The sequence below is a fragment of the Rhizobium sp. KNZ14-9A genome, assembly GCF_056755015.1.
Map to the genome: position 1 here is coordinate 4,536,663 of NZ_JBPGXB010000002.1, position 18,635 is coordinate 4,555,297.

19 protein-coding genes are annotated in these 18,635 nt (G+C 60.2%); 7 read left to right on the plus strand and 12 right to left on the minus strand.

The genetic code is table 11. The features are described 5' to 3' along the window. Positions 1–43: 43 nt before the first annotated feature. The 4 genes from ACR9ZQ_RS29110 to ACR9ZQ_RS29125 are packed head-to-tail and all read right to left on the minus strand — an operon-like array spanning position 44 to position 4,005. Complete coding sequence (locus tag ACR9ZQ_RS29110) at positions 44–328, minus strand: YciI family protein (protein WP_310383605.1); 285 nt, start codon at positions 326–328, stop codon at positions 44–46. 2 nt (positions 329–330) lie between these two features. Then, a complete protein-coding gene (locus ACR9ZQ_RS29115) occupies positions 331–960 on the minus strand; it encodes an aminotransferase class IV (protein ID WP_029868536.1) in 630 nt (209 codons plus the stop codon). Beyond that, positions 957–2,117 carry an aminodeoxychorismate synthase component I gene (locus tag ACR9ZQ_RS29120; protein WP_029868537.1) on the minus strand — a complete coding sequence of 387 codons (1,161 nt, stop codon included), beginning with the start codon at positions 2,115–2,117 and terminating at the stop codon, positions 957–959. The genes ACR9ZQ_RS29115 and ACR9ZQ_RS29120 overlap by 4 nt, the downstream gene beginning before the upstream one ends. A 34-nt stretch (positions 2,118–2,151) precedes the next feature. Beyond that, complete coding sequence (locus ACR9ZQ_RS29125; protein WP_029868538.1) at positions 2,152–4,005, minus strand: M3 family oligoendopeptidase; 1,854 nt, start codon at positions 4,003–4,005, stop codon at positions 2,152–2,154. Between the two features lie 311 nt (positions 4,006–4,316). Between ACR9ZQ_RS29125 and ACR9ZQ_RS29130 the strand changes: the two genes are divergently transcribed. Both ACR9ZQ_RS29130 and ACR9ZQ_RS29135 read left to right on the plus strand, forming a co-directional pair. Next, positions 4,317–5,861 carry a sigma-54-dependent transcriptional regulator gene (locus ACR9ZQ_RS29130; protein ID WP_029868539.1) on the plus strand — a complete coding sequence of 515 codons (1,545 nt, stop codon included), beginning with the start codon at positions 4,317–4,319 and terminating at the stop codon, positions 5,859–5,861. A gap of 179 nt (positions 5,862–6,040) precedes the next feature. Beyond that, entirely contained in the window at positions 6,041–7,918 is a 1,878-nt protein-coding gene (locus ACR9ZQ_RS29135; protein ID WP_029868616.1) for a peptidoglycan L,D-endopeptidase MepK, read from the plus strand. A gap of 157 nt (positions 7,919–8,075) precedes the next feature. On the opposite strand, the gene ACR9ZQ_RS29140 is transcribed toward ACR9ZQ_RS29135, so the two are convergent. The 3 genes from ACR9ZQ_RS29140 to ACR9ZQ_RS29150 all read right to left on the minus strand — a co-directional run bounded on the left by ACR9ZQ_RS29140 (position 8,076) and on the right by ACR9ZQ_RS29150 (position 9,541). Next, positions 8,076–8,339 (minus strand): DUF2312 domain-containing protein, encoded by a 264-nt coding sequence (locus ACR9ZQ_RS29140; RefSeq protein ID WP_007822869.1) that lies wholly within the window; start codon positions 8,337–8,339, stop codon positions 8,076–8,078. A gap of 90 nt (positions 8,340–8,429) precedes the next feature. Continuing rightward, positions 8,430–8,735 (minus strand): DUF1244 domain-containing protein, encoded by a 306-nt coding sequence (locus tag ACR9ZQ_RS29145; RefSeq protein ID WP_029868617.1) that lies wholly within the window; start codon positions 8,733–8,735, stop codon positions 8,430–8,432. 17 nt (positions 8,736–8,752) lie between these two features. Then, entirely contained in the window at positions 8,753–9,541 is a 789-nt protein-coding gene (locus ACR9ZQ_RS29150; protein ID WP_029868618.1) for an N-formylglutamate amidohydrolase, read from the minus strand. Between the two features lie 214 nt (positions 9,542–9,755). On the opposite strand from ACR9ZQ_RS29150, the gene ACR9ZQ_RS29155 reads away from it, so the two are divergent. Beyond that, a complete protein-coding gene (locus tag ACR9ZQ_RS29155; protein ID WP_037103631.1) occupies positions 9,756–10,229 on the plus strand; it encodes a DUF1036 domain-containing protein in 474 nt (157 codons plus the stop codon). Then, positions 10,229–11,668 carry a pyruvate kinase gene (gene pyk, locus ACR9ZQ_RS29160; RefSeq protein WP_037103632.1) on the plus strand — a complete coding sequence of 480 codons (1,440 nt, stop codon included), beginning with the start codon at positions 10,229–10,231 and terminating at the stop codon, positions 11,666–11,668. Before ACR9ZQ_RS29155 ends, pyk begins: the two co-directional genes overlap by 1 nt. A gap of 79 nt (positions 11,669–11,747) precedes the next feature. Here the strand turns inward: pyk and ACR9ZQ_RS29165 are convergent, their stop codons facing one another. The 3 genes from ACR9ZQ_RS29165 to ACR9ZQ_RS29175 are packed head-to-tail and all read right to left on the minus strand — an operon-like array spanning position 11,748 to position 13,110. After that, positions 11,748–12,299 (minus strand): DUF4865 family protein, encoded by a 552-nt coding sequence (locus ACR9ZQ_RS29165; protein ID WP_481429200.1) that lies wholly within the window; start codon positions 12,297–12,299, stop codon positions 11,748–11,750. Continuing rightward, complete coding sequence (locus ACR9ZQ_RS29170; protein ID WP_481429201.1) at positions 12,296–12,694, minus strand: cupin domain-containing protein; 399 nt, start codon at positions 12,692–12,694, stop codon at positions 12,296–12,298. Before ACR9ZQ_RS29170 ends, ACR9ZQ_RS29165 begins: the two co-directional genes overlap by 4 nt. Then, positions 12,691–13,110 carry a tautomerase family protein gene (locus ACR9ZQ_RS29175; RefSeq protein WP_481429202.1) on the minus strand — a complete coding sequence of 140 codons (420 nt, stop codon included), beginning with the start codon at positions 13,108–13,110 and terminating at the stop codon, positions 12,691–12,693. The genes ACR9ZQ_RS29170 and ACR9ZQ_RS29175 overlap by 4 nt, the downstream gene beginning before the upstream one ends. A 107-nt stretch (positions 13,111–13,217) precedes the next feature. Here ACR9ZQ_RS29175 and ACR9ZQ_RS29180 point away from each other — a divergent pair, with 107 nt between their 5' ends. Both ACR9ZQ_RS29180 and ACR9ZQ_RS29185 read left to right on the plus strand, forming a co-directional pair. Further along, on the plus strand, positions 13,218–14,150 hold the full coding sequence (locus ACR9ZQ_RS29180; protein ID WP_310383591.1) for a LysR substrate-binding domain-containing protein: 933 nt from the start codon (positions 13,218–13,220) through the stop codon (positions 14,148–14,150). 227 nt (positions 14,151–14,377) lie between these two features. After that, entirely contained in the window at positions 14,378–15,184 is an 807-nt protein-coding gene (locus ACR9ZQ_RS29185) for a phytanoyl-CoA dioxygenase family protein (protein ID WP_310383590.1), read from the plus strand. A 416-nt stretch (positions 15,185–15,600) separates the two neighbouring features. Here ACR9ZQ_RS29185 and ACR9ZQ_RS29190 read toward each other — a convergent pair whose 3' ends face one another. Next, positions 15,601–16,545, minus strand: a complete 945-nt coding sequence (locus tag ACR9ZQ_RS29190; protein WP_481429203.1) for a GlxA family transcriptional regulator — start codon at positions 16,543–16,545, stop codon at positions 15,601–15,603. Positions 16,546–16,675: 130 nt separating this feature from the next. Here ACR9ZQ_RS29190 and ACR9ZQ_RS29195 point away from each other — a divergent pair, with 130 nt between their 5' ends. Then, positions 16,676–17,473, plus strand: a complete 798-nt coding sequence (locus tag ACR9ZQ_RS29195; RefSeq protein WP_481429204.1) for an SDR family NAD(P)-dependent oxidoreductase — start codon at positions 16,676–16,678, stop codon at positions 17,471–17,473. Between the two features lie 54 nt (positions 17,474–17,527). On the opposite strand, the gene ACR9ZQ_RS29200 is transcribed toward ACR9ZQ_RS29195, so the two are convergent. Continuing rightward, complete coding sequence (locus ACR9ZQ_RS29200; protein WP_481429205.1) at positions 17,528–18,556, minus strand: alpha/beta hydrolase family protein; 1,029 nt, start codon at positions 18,554–18,556, stop codon at positions 17,528–17,530. Positions 18,557–18,635 lie beyond the last annotated feature (79 nt).

Below are 18,635 nucleotides of genomic sequence, written 5' to 3' on the forward strand. Positions count from 1 at the left end.
GCTCCTTTTCGAGCCTGACGATTTGCCGGGTGCGGTTTGTAACTCAGCGCTTCAGAGCCTCCAACCCTTCCGTCACCGTCGTCAGCGCGACTTCTGTGATGTCATATTCGGCAACACCATGGATGGTGAAAGGGTCGGCTGCGACATAGGCTTCAATTTGGGCGCGGTCGCCGATGGCGAGAACGACTCCGCCGGTGCGTGGTACCTTCCGGCCGGAAGCGAGGAACCAGCCCTTCGCATATCCTTCCTTCACCCAGACCATATGCGGCTCCATGTGCTTGTCGGCCTCTTCATTGGGCTTCACATAGGTCAGGGAGAGGATCAGCATGGTCAGTCCTTTTGCAGCGTGGCGCGGATCAGGCCGCGTAGCGAATTTCCAACGTAAAGCATACCCTTGTCCAGATCATCGAGCGTGATGCGACCGACGCGGGCCTTTCGCTGGCAGATGAGCTCGGTGCGGAGCACGCCGGCGAGCAGGCCGCAGGAGATCGGCGGTGTCCTGAGAATGCCGGAGCCGTCATCAAGGAAGACAGACGTAATGGTTCCCTCGCAGACGTCCTGCCGTTCGTTGAGCAGGATGACTTCATCCGCTTGCTGCGGCGTAAACTCGGCGCGCGCCGTTTCGTACACAGCCCGGCATGTGGTCTTGATACGCAGTAGCTTGTCGGTGGAATCGAGACGCGTGCTGGCCATACGGAGTCTCCAGACCGCGTCTTGTGGCAGTGGCGTGAAGGGCGCGGTGGCAATATCGATCCGGCCCTGGCCGTCGAAAGTCAGCCTGATACGGCGCGGCTCCTTATCATCCTTTACCGCATCTTCCAGCTTCGCGACCACATCCATCGGCTCGGGAAAACCGATGCGGCGGGCGGAGCGGGAGAGGCGGGCGAGATGAAGACGTAGGCGAATGAACCCTTCGTCCGGTTGCCAGCGCAGGGTTTCGATCAGCGAAAAGTCCGTCATCGGGCAATCCATTGGTCGCCGATGGCGAAGCGGGCCTTGAGCAGGCATTCCTCATATTCTGCTTCAGCCGTGGAATCGAAGACGATGCCGCCTCCGACATTGAAGACTGCTTTACCGCGGTCAAACAGCGTCATGGTGCGGATGGCGACGGAAAAGCGCATCGCTCCGTCGGGCGAGATCATGCCGATTGCGCCGCAATAGGCATCGCGCGGACCATCCTCGAGGTCGTGGAGGATTTCCATGGCGCGGATCTTCGGCGCGCCGGTGATCGAGCCGCAGGGAAAAAGGGCGGCGAAGATGTCGCGGATGGAAAGATAGGGCAGGAGCTTCGCCTGAACGTGGCTGACCATCTGGTGGACGGTGGGATAGGTCTCGATTTCGAAGAGTTTTGGAACATCGAGCGTGCCGACCTCGGTGATGCGCGAGATATCGTTGCGCAGCAGATCGACGATCATGCGGTTTTCCGCTTGCGTCTTGATGTCGGCCTTCATGGCTTCGACGATTTCGGCATCTTCGGCCGGTGTCGCACCGCGTTTGGCCGTACCTTTCATCGGGTGCGTCTCGATCCAGCCATCTTCGTCGGTGCGGAAAAACAGTTCCGGTGAGCGGGAAAGAATGATGGGACCGCCGAGATCGGCAAACGCGCCGTATTTCACGGGCTGGCGGTCGATCAGCGACCAGAAGGCGGCCAGCGGATCGCCGCTCCAGCGGGCTTCGATCGGCATCGTCAGATTGGCCTGATAGATATCGCCGAGGCGCAGATGCCGGTGGAGGCGTTCGAAACGCTCTTTATATATAGCGAAGTTCCAGGCTGCCTTCGGTGCGGTCAGGAATTCCTCGTTGTCGTGGCGCTGCCGTGGCCTTGCGAGAGGATGATCGTCTGGCTGCGGCGCATCGAAGACACCGAACAGCAGCAGCGGTGTCTCGCGGTTCTCTTCCGCGAAGGGAGCAAGCTTTTCTTCGAAGAGATGGCCGGCCTCATAAGCGATGTAACCGGCAAGCCATTTGCCGGCCTGTCGCGCCTCTTCCATCCGCTTGAGCGCCGGCAGGAATTCCGCCTTCGTGCGGGCGGTGATCATGTTTACCGGGCCGGCGAAGAGCATGACTTCGCCGGTCGTGTCGTCCCGGAACAGGATGAAGGGTTCGGACGCTGCCATTGCCTTTCCAGCGAAGCTGCGGGTTCGGGCGGTCTTATGCCTTGTCCAGTGCCTCGAGCTCGTCGATCAGGCCTTCGATCATCGACAGGCCCTTGCTCCAGAAGGAAGGATCGGTTGCATCCAGGCCAAAGGGCTTCAGCAGTTCGGAATGATGTTTGGTGCCGCCGGCCTTCAGCATCTCGAAATACTTGTCCTGAAAGCCCTTCTCGGCCTTCTGATAGACGGCATAGAGCGAGTTCACCAGGCAGTCGCCGAAAGCATAGGCGTAAACATAGAAGGGCGAATGGATGAAGTGGGGAATATAGGCCCAGTAGGTCTCATAACCCTCGGAAATCTTGATCGCCGGGCCAAGGCTTTCCGACTGGACGGAAAGCCAGAGTTCGCCGATGTCGTCGGCGGTCAGTTCGCCGGCTTTGCGGGCGGTATGAACCTTGCGCTCGAACTCGTAGAAGGCGATCTGACGCACGACCGTATTGATCATGTCTTCGACCTTCTGGGCAAGCATGGCCTTGCGTTCGCGGTTGTCAGTCGTCCGGTTCAGCAATGCCCGGAAGGTCAGCATCTCGCCGAAGACGGAGGCGGTTTCGGCAAGCGTCAGCGGCGTCTGGCACATGAGGGCGCCTTGCGCGCCGGCAAGAACCTGATGCACGCCGTGACCGAGCTCATGGGCGAGCGTCATCACATCGCGCGGCTTGCCCATGTAATTGACGAGCACATAGGGATGGGCCGATGGAACGGTCGGATGTGCAAAAGCGCCGGGCGCCTTGCCGGGGCGCACGGGGGCGTCGATCCACTGTTCGTCAAAGAAGCGCTTGGCGATTTCAGCCATTTCCGGCGCGAAATTGCCATAGGCGGACAGTACCGTGTCCCTGGCTTCGGACCAGGAAATGATGGCACCAGAGGTTTCCGGAAGCGGCGCATTGCGATCCCAGAAGTTCATCTGCTCCATGCCGAGCCATTTCGCCTTCATCTTGTAATAGCGATGCGAAAGGCGCGGATAGGCTTCCTTCACCGCCGCAGCGAGCGCATCGACCACTTCGCGCTCGACGCGGTTCGCCAGATGGCGGCTGTCGGCAATGTCTTCGAAGCTGCGCCAGCGATCGGAGATATCCTTGTCCTTGGCGAGCGTATTGGTGATGAGCGTAAAGATGCGGATGTTGGTCTTGAAGGTTTCCGCGAGCGCCATTGCCGCCTTGCGACGCACCTCCGGATCCTTTTCCTGCAGCATGTTCAATGCCACTTCGAGCGGCAGCTTCTCGCCGTCGATCTCGAAGCGCAGCTCCGCCATCGTCTCATCGAAGAGACGGTTGAAGGCGGCAGCTGATGTCATCGACTTTTCGAGGAACAGCTGCTCGAGCTTATCTTCGAGCTGGTAGGGCTTGTCCATGCGCAGGTCGACCAGCCAGGGGCGGTAATGGCCGGCAAGCGGATCGTTCGCCATGCAGGCATCGATCACTGCATCGTCGATGCGGTTGAGTTCGAGAGCGAAGAACAGCAAGCGGCCGGAATAGTCGGTAAGCTTGGCCTGGACGTCGCCATAGAGCTTGCCGTTTGCCGGGTTGGACGTATCCGAGAAATAGGTAAGGCCAGCGAAAGAGCCGAGGCGGCCCATAATATCGTCGAGCGCCTCATATTCCTTCAGTGCCTGGCCGATGCCTTCCTCGCCCTTCTTGGCGGCTGCTTCGGCAAGTTTGCCCTTCCATTTCTCTTCGAAAGCGGAAGCGGCCTTGCCGGCTTTTTCCATGTCGGCGACGAAGGCGGTGGAGGTGGCCGAGGGGTAGAGATCCTGCAGCCGCCAGGAGGGAAGCTCGCCCAGAGCCGGGTCCGATGCTGCAGCGGGAGCCGTTGCCGAAAGGTGAAGATCGGCGTGCGCAAGCATATATCTCATGGGGCGGTTCCTCTTCCTCTTTTATAACAGGTCTGACTGTCTACAGCATCGGCCCGAAAATCGGAATCGATTTTCGGAAAGCCTGATTGCGCAGTTTCAAAAAGAGAGACGTCCTTTGCGCGTCCGAATGGACGCGCGGCGCTCTGGGCGCCGAAAGGTCCAGCATCAAGGGGTTTTCGGCGTGTGAAAGGGCCCGTAACGGCACGAAAACGGCCTGTCAGAACAGTTAAAATGCAATTGTTTCTCAAAACAGGATGTTCAAGCCTTTCTGTCAGAGTGCGCTCTATGGTTTCGCATGAAGTGAGGCGACAATGACCGGTTACAATGAGCTCAAAGGGGCAGGGCAGATCCTTGTGGTCGAGGACGATCCCGTCCAGCGCCGTCTGCTCAAGAACGCGATCGAGCGTAGCGGCCATGTGGTGCATCAGGCCGAAAACGGCCGCATCGGGCTGGAGATGGTGAAGCGCGATCCCGGCCTTTTCAACGTCATCGTGCTCGATTTGATGATGCCGGAAATGACCGGCCTCGAATTCCTCGAAGCACTGCATGATTTCGGCACCCAGATTCCGGTCATCGTCCAGACGGGGCAGGGCGGCATCGAAACGGTGGTGCAGGCCATGCGCGCCGGGGCTTTCGATTTTGTCGTCAAGCCGGTTTCTCCGGAGCGTATCAACACGTCGATTTCCAATGCCATGAAGCTCGACCAGCGTGAGGTGAAGGCCCGTACCGGCCGTCGTTCACGTTCGGGCTCCGTCGGCTTCGACGACATCGTTTCGGCAAGCCCGGCGATGATTCGCGTCATCGATCTGGCGCAGCGCGCCTCGCAGTCCAACATCCCAGTCGTGCTCGAAGGCGAATCGGGTGTCGGCAAGGAGTTGGTGGCACGCGCCATCCAGTCGGGGGGCGATCGCGCCACCAAACCGTTCGTGACGGTCAATTGCGGCGCCATTCCGCACAATCTCGTGGAAAGCATCCTCTTCGGTCACGAAAAGGGTGCGTTTACCGGCGCGACCGAAAAGCATATCGGCAAGTTCATGGAAGCCGATGGCGGCACCATCTTCCTCGACGAGATCGGCGATCTGCCGCTCGAGGTGCAGGTGAAGCTGCTGCGCGCCGTTCAGCAAGGCGAGATCGAGACCGTCGGTGCGCGCACTGCGCACAAGGTCAATGTTCGCCTCATTTCGGCGACGAACAAGGATCTGATCGAAGAGGTCAAGAATGGCCACTTCCGCGAGGACCTCTACTATCGCCTGAACGTCTTCCCGATCACCATTCCGGCGCTGCGCAAGCGCAAGGAGGACATTCCGCATCTGGTGCGCGTCTTTGCCGACCGCTTCTCCAGCGAACAGAAGAACGGCCGCCGCATGACGGTCAATGCCGGCGCGCTGGCATTGCTGACCGCCTATGACTGGCCGGGCAATATCCGCCAGCTCGAAAACGCGATCTTCCGCGCCGTCGTGCTTGCCGAAGGTCCGGAGCTGACTGAGGCGGACTTCCCGCAGATCGCCGCCCAGCTTCCGAACTACGATGTCGTGGACCATCTGGCGCTCGTTGCCGACAATTCCCACCTCGATCCTGACGCGGAATTCCCCGAGGATTATCAGGCGGAATCAGTCGCCGAGACGATGCGCCGCGGGACCGAGGCTTCCGATAATGCGATATCAAGCGTCAATCAGTCTGGTGATGTTCGGCGTCTTGCCGATGTCGAGGAAGAACTGATTCGTTTTGCCTTGAAATTCTACCGAGGACAAATGAGTCAAGTGGCAAGAAAGCTAGGTATCGGGCGATCCACACTTTATAGAAAGCTCAAGGACTACGGTATCGACCCCGATAATCCTCAGAAAGATGCGGCATAAGCGCATTTTTATTAAGAATAAGGCAACCACATTTGGTTACCGTCCATAAATCACTTGTTAGCAGCTCGTTCACTCTATAAAGAAAAGGTTGATCATGTGTGGCATTTTTGCCATCGTGTGACCGCATTTGACAGCCATTTGAGACAGCATTGGACATTGACTGTCTGACGGGGATCGAGTTGCAGAATCTGAATGGGAATACCAAGCTTTCGCGCTTGAGTTGGCGTTTGTGCGCCAAGATTGGCGGAAAGGCAATTAGGACGGCAGCGGCCGCCCTTCTTGCACTCGCGGTTTCCTCACCGGTATTCGTAAGCACACCGTCTCAGGCTGCCGGGGATACCCGCAGCCTGAAGCTCTATTTCATTCATACCGGCGAAAAGGCCGTCATCACCTACAAGCGAAACGGCAAATTCGACCCCAAAGGTCTCGAGCAGCTCAACCGTTTCCTGCGCGACTGGCGCAAGAATCAGCCGACGAAGATGGACCCGCGCCTCTTCGACCTCATCTGGGAAGTTTACCGCCAGTCCGGCTCCAGGGATTACATCAACGTCGTCTGCGGTTTCCGCTCGCCTGCTACCAACGAGATGCTGCGCGGTCGTTCGCGTAAATCCGGTGTCGCCGAAAAGAGCCAGCATATGCTTGGCAAGGCGATGGACTTCTTCATTCCAGACGTAAAGCTCGCCACGCTGCGCGGTATCGGCATGAAGATGCAGGTCGGCGGCGTCGGCTTCTATCCAAAGTCCGGTTCGCCTTTCGTGCATATGGATGTCGGCGGCGTTCGCGCCTGGCCGCGCATGAGCCGCGACGAACTGGTCAGGCTCTTCCCTGACGGCAATACCATTCATATTCCCGCCGATGGCAAGCCGCTGCCAGGCTACCAGCAGGCAATGGCCGATTACAAGCGCCGCATGGCGAACGGCAGCCAGATCATGATGGCCAGCGCCGGCGCTTCCGTTTCCGATGACGAACCTCGCAAGCAGAAGACGCTGTTTGCCTACCTCTTTGGTGGCGGCGCTGACGAGGAAGAGGATAATTCGGAGGATAGCACACCGGTGGCTGTCGCCAAGGCGACGCCGCCGAAGGCTGAGGCTGTCCCAGCAGCTGATGAACCGCAGCCGCAGACCGAAGTTGCGAGCGTGAATGCACCAGTGCCGCAGGTTCGCCCGGCCTTCAGCAACCAGCTTGCCGGCAACGAGGTTGCCAATGCCCTGGTGCCGCCATCTGCAGGCAATGCTGCCCAGCAGGCGCTTGCCGCCATGCCCGCAGGCCAGCCGCAGGAACCGGAGCATTTCGTCGATCTCAGCGGTTACAGCATTCCGGTTCCGTCACTCCTTGGGCAGCGTCGTGCGCCGGGTGATGCCGAACTTGCCTCTGTCGACCCGAGCCCGATGTCGACGAGCGTTCCGACCCCCGCCGAACGTCCGGCCGTTGCCGAAAACCTGCTTGCTGCACAGAATGCCGATCCTGAAGCGGGTGAAGACGAGGCTGATCAGGATACGCTTTCGCCGGCTATGGCGGCAGCACTTGCAAAGCAGCAGGATCAGAGCGGTGGCACTGAGGTCGCTATGAACGCACCTTCTGAGCCGCAGACCGTGGAGCAGGCAATCAACGCCGCCGCGCCGAAGAATCCGCCGGCACTCGACAAGCCGCCACTGCAGCTTGCGGCACTTGCTCCGATGACGAAGTCTGCAAGCTTTGCTGCTGCTCCCGCGGCGCCGAAGCCTGTCATCGTCGACAGCCCGGTCGCGCAGGGCCTTCCCACCAAGGGTGGTCGTCCGACGAAGCAGGAAGCTGTAGCCGCCGACGAAAGCCGCCAGACGGTGCGTACGGAGCCGAAGCTGACCCAGAAGATGATCTCGCAGTGGGCTCTTACCAATGCCCGCCTGGAAATGGCGTCCAAGAAGGTGCAGGCACCGCGCTTCGTCAGCCAGGAGCTGCGCGCCCAGCCAACCTCGGTTTATGCCGAAGGCTTCCAGAAGACTGCTTCGATCGACCCAGGTCGTTTCAGCGGCACGGCCGTCAATTTCATGGAAGTGCGTAAGTTCAACACGCGCTGATCCGGCCATATTTCGAATAAGCAAAAGCCGCTGGATCGTCTCCGGCGGCTTTCGTTTTTGGGCCGGAGGCACGGCGAAAATCGGCGCTGGTACTTTGATGAGATCAAAAGAAAAGCCGCCGAAGCGGCGGCTCTCTGAAAATGCGGTTGGATGATCCTCAGCCTTCCGGCGGGGATTCGATCATGCCGAGAGCGTGCAGGTAGGTATCGAGGATCGCATCTTCTTCCATGCGTTCCTGCTCGTCCTTCTTGCGGAGCGCAACGACCTTCTTGAGGATCTTGGTGTCGAAGCCCATGCCCTTGGCTTCGCCATAGACGTCCTTGATGTCGTCGGCGATGGTCTTCTTTTCTTCTTCCAGGCGTTCAATGCGCTCGACAAAAGCGCGAAGCTGATCGCGAGCGACGCCATGTGCATCAGACATCGTGTTCTCCTGATTTCGGGATATGCATTCGGGTTGCCAGTGACTGCCGCGAAGTGCCGCCAGCGTCAAGACGATTTGAGAGCGGGTGGACTATTTGTGCGGGTTGTTCACCTCAAAAGTCGCCTTTTGCACAGGCGATGCTTCTGTCTGGTGGATGTTCTTCCAGTCTTCGTAGGGCATGCCGTAGACGATCTCGCGCGATTCGTCCTTCGTCATAGTGACGCCTCCGGCCTCCGCGGCTTCGCGGTACCAGTTGGAAAGGCAGTTGCGGCAGAAGCCGGCGAGATTCATCAGATCGATGTTCTGCACGTCGGCGCGTTCGCGAAGATGCGTGATGAGCCGGCGGAAGGCGGCTGCCTCGAATTCCGTCTGTTGTTCCTTGCTGAGCGTGGTCATGGGCCAAGTCCTTTCACTCAATAGGGGCCGGTGCGTGAAGCGTGCACGCTGTATGCATGCAGCGCCGGATCGGCGTTCATCTCCGCAAAGACGGGTGCCAGGCGCGCCGCCCATTCCTCGATTCCGGCCTCGTTGCCGATGAGGTCCTGGCGTACTTCCAGAAGCGCGTGCGGGATGCCCGTCATCATGCAATGACGGTACATGGTGTCACCCTTCAGGGCACCGTCATAGGGTTCGTTGTCACCGACGACGAGATCGGGATCGGCCCGCAGTTTTTCAAGCAATGGGGCAACGGCGCGGTGGTCACTATCCCAGAGCACTGCTGCATGCCAGGGGCGGGGAACACCCTTCCAGGCAGGCGTGAAGGAGTGGAGGGACAGGACCAGCGGCGCTTTGCCGGTCGCGTTCGCCACCCTATCGATCGTCTCCGACACGGCATTGTGATAGGGTCTGTGGAAGGTTTCGATCCGGTAGTTCCACTCCTCCTCAGTAATCGGATGGTTGCCGGGGATGACGGCGCCGTCGGAGATTTTCATGATCAGCGTCGGGTCGTCCTCGCCGCGGTTGGGGTCGATCAGCAAGCGCGAAAAACCGCCGAGCACGCCCGGCACGCCCAACCATGCACACAGCTTGCGGGCAAGGCCCTGAATGCCGATGTCATAAGCGATGTGCCTGGAGAAGGCACTTTCCGGCAGGCCGAGCCGGCCATATCGTTCGGGCAGACGGTTCATGGCATGATCGCCAAGGATCACCATGCCTTTGTCATGTTGGCCGGATAGGATTTCGAAGGATTGGAAGTGATCCATCAGGAAATTGCCAATTGTCATTTCGCGTCTTCGCCCAGTGATTGCATGCGCGTTCGGCCGGTTCAAGCGTGATGGGCGGACCAACGCGACAAGATGCGCCCGATCGGCGGTTATGAAAGGAAATATAATCGATTAGCATTGCGTTGACTTTCGCCTGATGGCGGCGCAAGAAGACACGGATAACGAATAACCGTGGAGCTATTTGGGAGCCGTGTTGATCCAAGCCGCGCCAAGTTTCCTCACGCGGTCCGGGCCGTTGGTCCGTCTCGCATTGTTCGCTCTTGCAGCCGTCTCGCCGTTCTTCATTGCCGATGCCGCGCGTGCGGATTTCCGTGTATGCAACGGTACGCAAAATCTGGTTGGCGTTGCGATCGGATATAGAGCGAAGGATGGCTGGGTCACGGAGGGTTGGTGGCAGGTGCCGGCAACGACCTGCGCCACGCTGATCGAGGGAGAGCTACAGTCGCGTTATTATTACCTCTACGCAGAAGACGCCGCCCGGGGAGGCCGATGGACGGGTGACGTGCAGATGTGCGTGGCGGAAAACGAATTCAAGATCACGGGTGTGCAGGACTGCTACGCCCGGGGTTATCAGAAAATGGGATTCAAGGAATATGATACGGGCCGCCAGGGAAGCTGGATGGTTCAACTCTCCGACACCCCAGGGACGCAAGAAAGCCAGAATTGATGAAGCGTAACCGCAAAGTTAAAATCCTCGCCACCCTCGGCCCCGCCTCCTCCGAGGAGTCGATGATCGAGAAGCTGCACCAGGCGGGTGCGGATATCTTCCGCATCAATATGAGCCATGCGAGCCATGACGTGATGCGCACACTCGTGCAGCGTATTCGCGCCGTCGAAGCCCGCTCGGGCCGGCCGATCGGTATTCTGGCCGACCTGCAGGGTCCGAAGCTTCGCGTCGGGAAGTTTGCCGATGTTAAGGTCGAGCTGAAGCCCGGCCAGACATTTACGCTCGACAACAACGATACCCCCGGCGACAACACCCGCGTGTTCCTACCGCATCCTGAAATTCTCGAAGCCGTTCAGCCCGGCCATCGCCTGCTGATCGACGACGGTAAACTGGCTCTCCGCGCAGAAAAGTGCGACGGCAAGAGCATCGTCACGACCGTCATTGCCGGCACCAGCATTTCCGACCGTAAGGGCGTCAGCCTGCCCGACACGCTGCTTGGCGTGGGCGCGCTGACCGACAAGGACCGTACCGACCTCGACGCAGTTCTCGCGACCGACGATGTCGACTGGGTGGCGCTCTCCTTCGTCCAGCGTCCCGACGACCTTGCCGAAGTGCGCAAGATCGCCCGTGGCCGCGTCGGCATTATGTCGAAGATCGAGAAGCCGCAGGCTTTGGAACGCATCGAAGAAATCATCGAGCTTTCCGATGCGCTGATGGTTGCCCGCGGTGATCTCGGCGTTGAAATGCCGCTCGAAGCCGTTCCGGGTATCCAGAAGCAGCTCATTCGCTCCTGCCGCCGTTCGGGCAAGCCTGTCATCGTCGCCACGCAGATGCTGGAATCGATGATCTCCTCGCCGGTTCCGACACGTGCCGAAGTTTCGGACGTTTCGATCGCCGTCTTCGAAGGCGCGGATGCAATCATGCTGTCGGCCGAGTCGGCTTCCGGCGCTTATCCGGTCGAAGCCGTCTCGATGATGGCCTCGATTGCGAGCACCGTGGAGAAGGATCCGCACTATCCGGGCATCATCTACGCGCAGCGCGCCCAGCCGGAAGCAACCGGCGCCGACGCCATCTCGCTTGCCGCCCGCCAGATCGCCGAGACGCTGAAGCTGTCGGCTATCGTCTGTTACACGTCTTCCGGCACGACCGGCCTGCGCGCCTCGCGCGAGCGTCCTCAGGTGCCGATCATCGCTCTGTCGCCGATCATCAAGACGGCGCGCCGTCTGTCCGTCGTCTGGGGCATGCATTGCGTCGTCACGCATGACGCTACCGACCTCGACGACATGGTCAACCGCGCCTGCCGCATCGTTGCTGCGGAAGGTTTCGGCAAGCCGGGTGACCGCATCATCATCTCCGCCGGCGTGCCGCTCGGCACACCTGGCGCGACCAACATGCTGCGTATCGCCTATATCGGCTCCGACGGCCAGAGTGGCATCTGATCGCTTTCAGGCCTGAAAAACAAAGCGCTCCTCGAAAAAGGGGCGCTTTTTTTGCTTTCCGATTCTGCCTTTGGTGCTCTTAGCCGCGGGAGAGGTGACCGACGCGATAGATCTGGTTGGTGCCTGACGCGGGCGGGGCTTCCGCACAAAGTCCAAAACGGACCATCGTCCAGTCATGCGGGTCAAAGGCGGTAATGCGGGCGAGCAGATGTCTGCCGCTGGCTTCCTGCTTTGCCAGATCAACCTCTTGCTGCTGTAAGTTGGGCAGAGAGACATGCGGTTCGATAGGGAGGTGTTCGCTGTAAGCAAAGCGGGCGTTGGCGGGGTCCGGTGAGACATGCGTATGCCAGACGATCCAATGGCGAATGAGCGGCCGACCGAAGGCGTCCGTCAGCGCGGCAAAGCCGGGACCGCAGATGAAGTTGCTGGCGCCTTCCGGCTGATCCCAGAGATAAAAGGGCGAGTACAGATTTTCCCGGCTGCCGAATTCACCGCGGCGAACGCTCAGAAAAGCCTTGAAACCGAGGTGCGGGAAGCCGTCCATCGCCGGCCCCTTGTCGCAGATGCGGCGATCGATGATTTCCATGTCGTAATCTGCCGGCAAGGTGAAGGAATATTGCATGGCCATCATGGCTGTGTCTCCTCAGACCAGTCGACGAAGCGTCCCTTCTCAAAACCCTGGATGCTAAGATATCCGAAAGGGCTGTCAGCCGTTGCCCCGTGCCAGTGAAGCTCGTCCGGGGCGAACCATATTGCATCGCCGGTTCTGACTTCCTCGACGGGTTCACCCTCCCGCTGCACGACACCGACACCGGAGAGGACATAAAGAAGCTGGCCGCGCGGATGCGTATGCCAGTGTGTGACCGTGCCCGGATCGAGGGTTGCGCGCATGGCGGTGTTCTCGCCATCGATCTCGCTGTCGAGCAGCATTTCGACCCAGAAGGGTGCATTCGAAATGCCTTCGGGAGAACGGACCGCACTGCCGGGACGGCGGATCGTCATCGTCCTCGGATTGGCGGTGCTCATGCCGGAACTCCCCTGGCGCGCGCTTCCCATCCGGGTTCGGCCATCTGCGCCAAGCCGTCGCCGAAGGACCATTCGTCCGGTTCGCTGGTCGAGATGACGATCATCACGTCTTCGGGGCGCAAGCCGGGCGATTGTTGGAGCAATTCGACGGTTCGGCGGAAGAGAGCCTTGCGCATTTCCGTTGTGCGCGGCTTGCCGGTCGTGATCGAAATCAGCACGAAATCATCCGAGCGCGGACCGGCAAGGTAATTGCGATCGAAGATCAGTTCGCCCGGCTCATGCTGGTGGATGATCTGGAAGCGGTCGGCCGGCGGCACATTGAAGGTCTCGACCATGGCCTTGTGGATGCTGTCCGAGAGCGCACGCAGATAGTCCGGCGATTTGCCCTTCAGAAGGGAAATGCGAGCGAATGGCATTGGATGCCTCCTTGTTCTTTGTCTTGACAGGAGAAGCATGCCACGACACCATGGTGCGGAAAATCAGAATTTTATGGATGAATTATCCTGAAAATCGGGATCGTGAAATGCGACGGATTACATTCGACCTGGATGTGCTCAGGACATTCGCGACCGGCATGGATCTCGGCAATTTCGCCAGGGCAGCGGATCGCCTGGGGCGCTCGACCTCGGCGGTCAGCGCACAGCTTAAGAAGCTGGAGGAGCAGGCTGGCACGCCGATTTTCCGCAAATCCGGGCGCGGACTGGCGCTGACGGAAGCCGGAGAGACGATGCTTGCATACGCCCGGCGATTGCTCGATCTGAACGACGAGGCAGTCGCTGCGGTGCAGAGTGTCGAGCTGGAAGGCTGGGTGCGGCTCGGCCTGCAGGAGGACTTCGGTGAGAATTTGCTACCCGAGGTGCTCGGACGCTTTGCTCGGGCGCATCCGAAGGTGCGGATCGAAGCGCGTGTGGTGCGCAATGCCGAGCTTCTGGAACGGGTGACGACGGGGAAGCTCGATCTTGCGCTCGCCTGGAGCACCGGCACTTTGACCGCCCATTGCGAGCATATTGCCGATGTGCCGATGCGCTGGATTGGCCCGGCGAATGGCTTGCCGGCATGGGCGGCTGGAGGCGGCGAACCGATGCCGCTTGCCTCGCTCGAGGCGCCCTGCCTGCTCAGGAATGCCGCGACGAAAGTGCTGGACGAGGCGGGTATCTCCTGGCGGCTGTCTTTCGTCAGTCCAAGCCTCGGCGGCCTCTGGGCGGCAACCGCTGCAGGACTGGGTATTACGGTGCGCACGCCTATAGGGCTGCCGGCCAAGGTGCGGATGCTGGCGTCAGGCGAAGCCGGCCTGCCGGAACTGCCGAAGCTGGGGCTGGTCTTGCATCGAGCGGAAGCGGAGCCGGATTCTGCAACGAGCCGGCTGGCGGAACTGGTGCTGCAGTCGGTGCACGAGGCAGTGCGAGATATTTCTATTCCCTCCGATCAGGAGAAGGCGCTGCGAAGGTTCGGGTGAAGTGTTGACCCTCCCCTTGGAAGCCGGTAGCCTCTCATCGCTATGAAAATGATCGCTCTCAACATCGCTACGGTCTTCTTCTTGAGCCTTTAAGGCTCTGCCCTCGGGCAAAGGAAGGTGCGGCCGCTCCACCAGCCTGCTGGCTGGGTCCGTTGCCGTGGACTGTAACCACCCTGCATTCGGCCGATGGACAATGCCGGCAGGGTTTGGCGATAGAGAGATATTTCATGACATCCACTGGTTACCCGCCGGCGCTTAGCGCCGCGCAGATTGAGCAATTCATCGAAGACGGCTTCGTACGGATCGATGATGCTTTTCCCCGCGACGTGGCCCAAGAAGCCCGCGCCATCATGTGGCGGGACATTCCCTTCGATCCCGATGATCCGAAAAGCTGGGTGCGGCCGGTCGTCCGGCTTGCCGGCTATGGCGGCGGGCCGTTCGAGACGGCGGTCAACACGCCCCTGCTGCATTCGGCTTTCGATCAGCTCGTCGGCAAAGGACGCTGGGAACCACGCAGCGGTCTTGGCAGCTTCCCGGTCCGCTTTCCGCATCCGGACGATCCCGGCGATGCCGGCTGGCATGTGGATCTGAGCTTTCCGGGGGACGAAGGCGATCCGAATGAACAGCGGGATTTTTCCGCCTGGCGGGTGAACATCACCTCGCGCGGACGGGCACTCCTGATGCTCTTCCTGTTCTCCGATGTCGGCGAGAATGACGCGCCGACGCGTATCCGGGTTGGGTCGCACAAGGATATCGCGAAGCTACTGGAGCCGGCTGGCGAGGCCGGCATGGCGCATCTGTGGCTGGAACATGTCGGTGAGGACAGGCCGCTTGCGCTGGCAACGGGGCAGGCGGGCACGGTCTATCTGTGCCACCCTTTCCTGATCCATGCCGCGCAGATGCATCGCGGCAAGGAACCGCGCTTCATGGCGCAGCCCGGCCTCGCACCTTCAGAACCGTTGAAGCTTACGCGTGAGGACGGCGCCTATTCGCCTGTCGAAATCGCCATCCGCAGGGCGCTTCAGCAAGGTTGAGGGGTATCGCAAAACCGCTGCACAGTTTTGCGCGGGATCACAGATGTGGAGGAGGTTGCTTCGTATCGGAACCTCCTCCACTTCGAGGAACCTCCTCCACAAGATGCCCATGTTCGCGAAAAGGGCGCTATTTTTGCGTCCGAACGGACGCTCGGTGCTCTCGGTGGAGGAGGTTCATCTCAAGTGGAGGGGGGGTGGAGGAGGTTACCTCCGCCCGTTCAAGTCATTGATAGATATAGATTTAAATCGAGTGGAGGAGGTGGAGGAGGTTATTTGGTCAAACATGCCGGAAGTCATTTATGCCGGCACTTATAGAGGCGGCATCGCAACGCTTACGGCTACTCTTGGAAATACGCTTTCTACCTCCGCCACCCCCGCCGCAGCCGGAGAGGATGCATCCAATTTTGCCGGGTGCATCACGCCAGCAGTTCCTGCTGTGCCGCCCGGCGGATCGCCTGCGGCGGCTGGCCAAAAGCCCGCAGGAAGGCGCGGCGCATGCGCTCGCGATCGGCAAAGCCGGTCTCGCGGGCGACGACCTCGATTGGATGGCGGCCCTGCTCCATCATCAGGCGGGCCGCCTCCAGCCGCAGGTTCTCGACAGCCTTGGCCGGCGACTGGCCTGTTTCGGCGCGGAAGGCACGACTGAACTGGCGGGGGCTCAGATGTGCAGCCTCGGCCAGTTCCTCGACCGAGAGGGTGGATTTCAGATTGCTGCGGGCATGCGCAAGCGCCTTCTGGATGCGGTCGGATTTCGGCTCCAGTTCCAGAAGGGCGGAAAACTGCGACTGGCCGCCGGCGCGACGATGATAGACGACCAGCTTGCGGGCAACAGCGCGGGCGATCTCCAGGCCATGATCTTTCTCGACCATGGCCAGAGCCAGATCGACACCCGCCGTCATACCTGCCGAGGTCCAGACGGAACCGTCGATGATGTAGATGCGGTCCTCTTCCATCCTGATTTCAGGGTAACGGCTCTGCAGTTCGCGGGCGAGATACCAGTGGGTCGTGGCGCGGCGGCCATCAAGAACGCCGGCATCGGCAAGCAGGAAGGCGCCGGTACAGATCGAGGCGAGGCGGCGGGCGGCGGGGAGGGCGGCGCGAATGAAATCCACCTCGGCTTCGCTGGGCAGCTTAATGTCAGGCGCGCCGGCGACGATCAGCGTGTCGAAACCGGGATCGCCGAAGGCTTCGGTTTCGACGATCATGCCCAGCGAGTTGGCGATGGGACCGCCGGTCTCAGAGAGATAATGGATGTCGTAGACTTTCTCGCCGATCTCGAGATTGGCGAATTCGAAGGCCGAGACGGCAGCGAGGCTCATGATTTGGAAACCGGGAAAAAGCAGGAAGCCGATTTGCTGCATGGTCATCATGTCCTGAAAAGTGGATGTCTTAAAAGGTGGCATATATGACATTTGGGACATCGGCAATCGGGCGTAAAACTCTCCTCAAGCGCAAGGCAATCGGGCTGGCGCACGAAATGGAGAAACGATCATGGCACAAGAACATAAGGGTACGGCGCTGGTCACAGGCGCCTCTTCGGGCATCGGCGCGATCTATGCACACCGGCTGGCGAAACAGGGCTACAATCTCATCCTCGTCGCCCGCAATGGCGAGCGGCTCAAGGCGCTGGCAAGCCGGCTGACCGATGAGACGGGCCGGACCGTCGAGACGCTTTCCGCTGATCTCGGCAAGAAGGACGATCTTGCCAAGGTCGAGAAGGTGCTGAAGGAAGATCAGAGCATCACCATGCTCGTCAACAATGCCGGCTTCGGCGGCACGGCGCCGCTGCTCGCGTCCGACGTCGACAAGATGCAGGAAATGATCGAGCTCAACGTGACAGCATTGACGCGGCTGACCTATGCGGCAGTGCCAGGCCTCGTTGCCCGCGGTGGCGGGACGATCATCAACATCGCCTCGATCGTGGCGATCGCGCCCGAGGTCCTGAACGGTGTCTATGGCGGCAGCAAAGCCTTCGTGCTCGCCTTCAGCCAGTCGCTGAAGCACGAGCTTGCCGACAAGAATATCCGCATTCAGGTCGTGCTGCCGGGTGCCACGGCGACCGAATTCTGGGGCATTGCCGGCACTCCGGTCGAGCACCTGCCGGGCGAGATCGTCATGTCGGCGGAAAACATGGTCGATGCCTCGCTGGCAGGTCTTGCCGAGGGTGAATTTGCGACGATCCCGGCGCTCGAAGATGCCGGCTTGCTTGCTGCCTATGAACAGGCCCGCCAGGCACTGATGCCGAACCTGTCACGTTCGGCTCCGGCTCCGCGCTACAAGATCGCCTGAAGACGATCGATAGCGAAGACATCGTCCGTGGCAGGTCGCTGCGGACGATGTTTTCTATTGGGGGAGATCCGTGCGGAAGGCCGCTGCGATATTCTCAGCGAGGCGATCGTGGATCGTGGCCCTGCTCGTTCCCTCGGGATCGTCACAGAGAGGTTCTTCATCTTCTTCCTGAAGGATCGCAGCGCCTCCCGGCTTGCATTCGCTGAAGGCACCATATTGCGAAGTATCGCCCAGGAGATCGTAGCGCGCGTTGGGTATAGTGTCCTTTAGGCCTGATATCCGCAGCCCAGGCCAGATGGTCGCCGGCGTGCCGAGATTGATGAGGCGGACCGGGATCGATATGCGCTTGAGGCTTTCGGGTGTGAAACTGGCGCCGAATTCAGGATCGATGACGACGACCGCCTTCACCCGCGTGTCTAGATGAGAGCGGCTGAGTTGCTGCCTGTCGACGGAGTGGAGATCGATACCGGCTCTGGCGAACTCGGCGCAGTCTACGCCGGTGCCATTGGGACCGCAGGAACGCGCAAAGCTTTCCGGATCCAGGCTGCCGCCCGCAAGCGAAAGTGCGGATGTTCCGCCGATGAGGAAGCCCAGCACGCCGATACGGTTTCGGTCTATCTTTGCAGGTAGTGCGCTGTCCTTCTCGATCGCGGTCAGGGCGGCTAAGAGATCGGCGGGCCGGAGCCAAATTTCATGAATGCTCTCCTCGCTCGTCATTGTCTGCGGATCCGGCTGGCGCATCATTGCCACCACGAAGCCTTTCGAAGCGAGGCGCGACGCCATCCAGGCGCCGATGAAAGGGCCGGATTTCAGACCGCCATGCGAAAGCAGGATCAGCGGAAAATCGCCGGCAGCGGCCGGTGCGTCCCGTTGCGCGGTCTCGCCTTTGAAAAGCGGACTGTCTCCGATCAGGATGGGCGTTCCGCCGGCTAAGGCCGGATACCAGAGTGAGATCTCCATGGTGCCGTGGCGTTCGGACACCGGAACCGAAAGAAAGGACAGACCGACAGGGTCGGCCGCATGTGCCGGAGTGTTGGCAGCAAGAAGGCAGGCCGACAGCAGCAGGGTGAGAAGATGTCTCATGGAAACCTCGGAACGAAGACCGCCATATGGCGGCGAGACGAGGTTTTCGCTGTTTTTCAGGTGAGCGAGACCCCGATCA

Bases quoted from the DNA above. Each gene is read 5' to 3' on its own strand.
- ACR9ZQ_RS29175 (WP_481429202.1), bottom strand. From the start codon at position 13,110: ATGCCATTCGCTCGCATTTCCCTTCTGAAGGGCAAATCGCCGGACTAT.
- ACR9ZQ_RS29185 (WP_310383590.1), top strand. From the start codon at position 14,378: ATGACATCCACTGGTTACCCGCCGGCGCTTAGCGCCGCGCAGATTGAG.
- ACR9ZQ_RS29150 (WP_029868618.1), bottom strand. From the start codon at position 9,541: ATGGATCACTTCCAATCCTTCGAAATCCTATCCGGCCAACATGACAAA.
- ACR9ZQ_RS29130 (WP_029868539.1), top strand. From the start codon at position 4,317: ATGACCGGTTACAATGAGCTCAAAGGGGCAGGGCAGATCCTTGTGGTC.
- ACR9ZQ_RS29110 (WP_310383605.1), bottom strand. From the start codon at position 328: ATGCTGATCCTCTCCCTGACCTATGTGAAGCCCAATGAAGAGGCCGAC.
- ACR9ZQ_RS29195 (WP_481429204.1), top strand. From the start codon at position 16,676: ATGGCACAAGAACATAAGGGTACGGCGCTGGTCACAGGCGCCTCTTCG.
- ACR9ZQ_RS29115 (WP_029868536.1), bottom strand. From the start codon at position 960: ATGACGGACTTTTCGCTGATCGAAACCCTGCGCTGGCAACCGGACGAA.
- ACR9ZQ_RS29200 (WP_481429205.1), bottom strand. From the start codon at position 18,556: ATGAGACATCTTCTCACCCTGCTGCTGTCGGCCTGCCTTCTTGCTGCC.
- ACR9ZQ_RS29190 (WP_481429203.1), bottom strand. From the start codon at position 16,545: ATGCAGCAAATCGGCTTCCTGCTTTTTCCCGGTTTCCAAATCATGAGC.
- ACR9ZQ_RS29180 (WP_310383591.1), top strand. From the start codon at position 13,218: ATGCGACGGATTACATTCGACCTGGATGTGCTCAGGACATTCGCGACC.
- ACR9ZQ_RS29170 (WP_481429201.1), bottom strand. From the start codon at position 12,694: ATGAGCACCGCCAATCCGAGGACGATGACGATCCGCCGTCCCGGCAGT.
- ACR9ZQ_RS29120 (WP_029868537.1), bottom strand. From the start codon at position 2,117: ATGGCAGCGTCCGAACCCTTCATCCTGTTCCGGGACGACACGACCGGC.
- ACR9ZQ_RS29140 (WP_007822869.1), bottom strand. From the start codon at position 8,339: ATGTCTGATGCACATGGCGTCGCTCGCGATCAGCTTCGCGCTTTTGTC.
- ACR9ZQ_RS29165 (WP_481429200.1), bottom strand. From the start codon at position 12,299: ATGATGGCCATGCAATATTCCTTCACCTTGCCGGCAGATTACGACATG.
- ACR9ZQ_RS29125 (WP_029868538.1), bottom strand. From the start codon at position 4,005: ATGAGATATATGCTTGCGCACGCCGATCTTCACCTTTCGGCAACGGCT.
- pyk (WP_037103632.1), top strand. From the start codon at position 10,229: ATGAAGCGTAACCGCAAAGTTAAAATCCTCGCCACCCTCGGCCCCGCC.
- ACR9ZQ_RS29145 (WP_029868617.1), bottom strand. From the start codon at position 8,735: ATGACCACGCTCAGCAAGGAACAACAGACGGAATTCGAGGCAGCCGCC.